3 protein-coding genes are annotated in these 1,693 nt (G+C 48.7%); all 3 read right to left on the bottom strand.

Going from position 1 to position 1,693, the window contains the following annotated elements; all coding sequences use genetic code 11:
* Positions 1–452 (bottom strand): ferredoxin (locus Q5O86_RS04405; RefSeq protein ID WP_368074738.1); only part of this gene is annotated, 452 nt, incomplete at its 3' end.
* Between the two features lie 3 nt (positions 453–455).
* Positions 456–929, bottom strand: a complete 474-nt coding sequence (locus tag Q5O86_RS04410; protein ID WP_178058700.1) for an NAD(P)H-dependent oxidoreductase subunit E — start codon at positions 927–929, stop codon at positions 456–458.
* A gap of 431 nt (positions 930–1,360) precedes the next feature.
* A partial coding sequence (locus tag Q5O86_RS04415; RefSeq protein WP_302625940.1) for a nitroreductase family protein occupies positions 1,361–1,693 on the bottom strand: 333 nt, incomplete at its 5' end.

The following is a 1,693-nucleotide window of genomic DNA, read 5'->3' on the forward strand; positions in this document are numbered from 1 at the left end:
GTCTGTTTCTTATAAAATGGAATCTCTTCCTGGCTCTTGTACTCGATGCCGTCCTGTTTGAAGAGGAGGTGACGAATCGGCTCACCCTTTTCAATCGTCCTATGGAAAATCTCATCACAGTCTTCCAACTGCACCTTTGTATACAAAATACCCTGGGGTTCGATGCGCATCAGCGGACCCATTTCACAGAATCCGTGGCAGCCGCTCTTTTTCACGCCAATTTCCCCGTCTCTGTGCTCATCGCCGTGTGCAATCTCCGGTCCGAAGTGAACTTCCACATCCGGATTATTCTTCACCAGCTCACACATTCTGTCGTAAATCTTGCCGGAGCCTCCCGCCAGACAACCTGTACCGGCACAAATCAGTATCCGGCATCTGCTGTTGTCAATCTTCTCTTTCGAGGCTGCGCGGACCTGCTCTAACGCTTCTCTGCTTTCAATCCTCTCCATCATCCTCTAAGCTCCTCTCAATTCGTGAATCAACTCCGCTGCTGCATCCGGGGTCATCGCCGGGTACACCTTGTCATTGACTGTCAGTACCGGGGCAAGCCCGCAGGCGCCCAGACAGGAAACCGTCTCCAGCGTGAACATCATATCATCTGTAGTCGCCTTCTCACTGGAAAGTCCGAGCTCACTGTAGAGCCTCTCCAGTATCGGGATGGATTTTCGCACATGACAGGCTGTCCCATCACAGACTTTGATAATATATTTACCCTTCGGCTCAAAAGAAAAGTTTTCATAAAACGTAGCGACGCTGTATGCTTTCGCTTCGTTGATACCCAATTTCCCCGCCACATAATCCAAAAGCTCCGGCGGAAGATAACGGTATTCTGTCTGGATGTCCTGGATAATGGGAATCAAAGATGCCTGCTCCGCCCCATGTTCCGCTATGATTTCATCCGCTTTGTCATAGTAGGTCTGGTCTAACATTGAACTCCTCCTTAATCTTTGTATGATATAGTTAAAAAATTATCAATCACTTCTCATTATATGGTAGATTTGTATGGAATTCAACAATTTTCATGTATTTTTTATCGTACATTTTTACCTGTTGCCTGCCCGGTCATATGTACCTTAAGACATGGTATTTACACGCTTTACAGCGCCTTTTCTACGAGTGCGGGTCTGCTGTGCCTAAATTGTCTATCTTGCACAACAGATAAGTTGAACAAAATGCGCATCCTTCCGCAGGATTGTATTGTATCAAAGGCGAAGTTTCGTGCACAATAAAGCCCAGGTCCTCCTGTAAACACGGAGCCTGGGCTTTCCTATATTATTCCTATATTATTTTTACACTCTTCTCACTGCCCTCTCTTTATCGACCGTTTGTGCCCCTGTTAAGAGAGGGTAATTTCTCTGCCTCATTTCACATAATGTATCCGGCTTTCATCGAACCTGTCCTGCTGCGGGCGGGTCTCCGCCGGATATCCAAGCGCGAACACGGCAAACGCCCTCACCGTATCAGGCAGCTGCAGTGTCCCTTCCACCATTTTCATCCGCTCTTCCAAAGGCGCGGTTCCAAGCCACACGCCGCCCAGTCCCAGAGAGTCTGTCTCCAGCCACATATTTTCCTGGGCGATGCTCATGTCAACCTGAGCAAACTCCGGAACAGCGCATTCTTTCCGGTATGCCGGAACGATTAACACCGGAGCAAGAGCCGCAAAATGCCCGTAGGGAGATCGGAAGAGCACACG

The organism is uncultured Eubacterium sp., assembly GCF_937958975.1.
Lineage (GTDB): Bacteria > Bacillota > Clostridia > Lachnospirales > Lachnospiraceae > Eubacterium_G.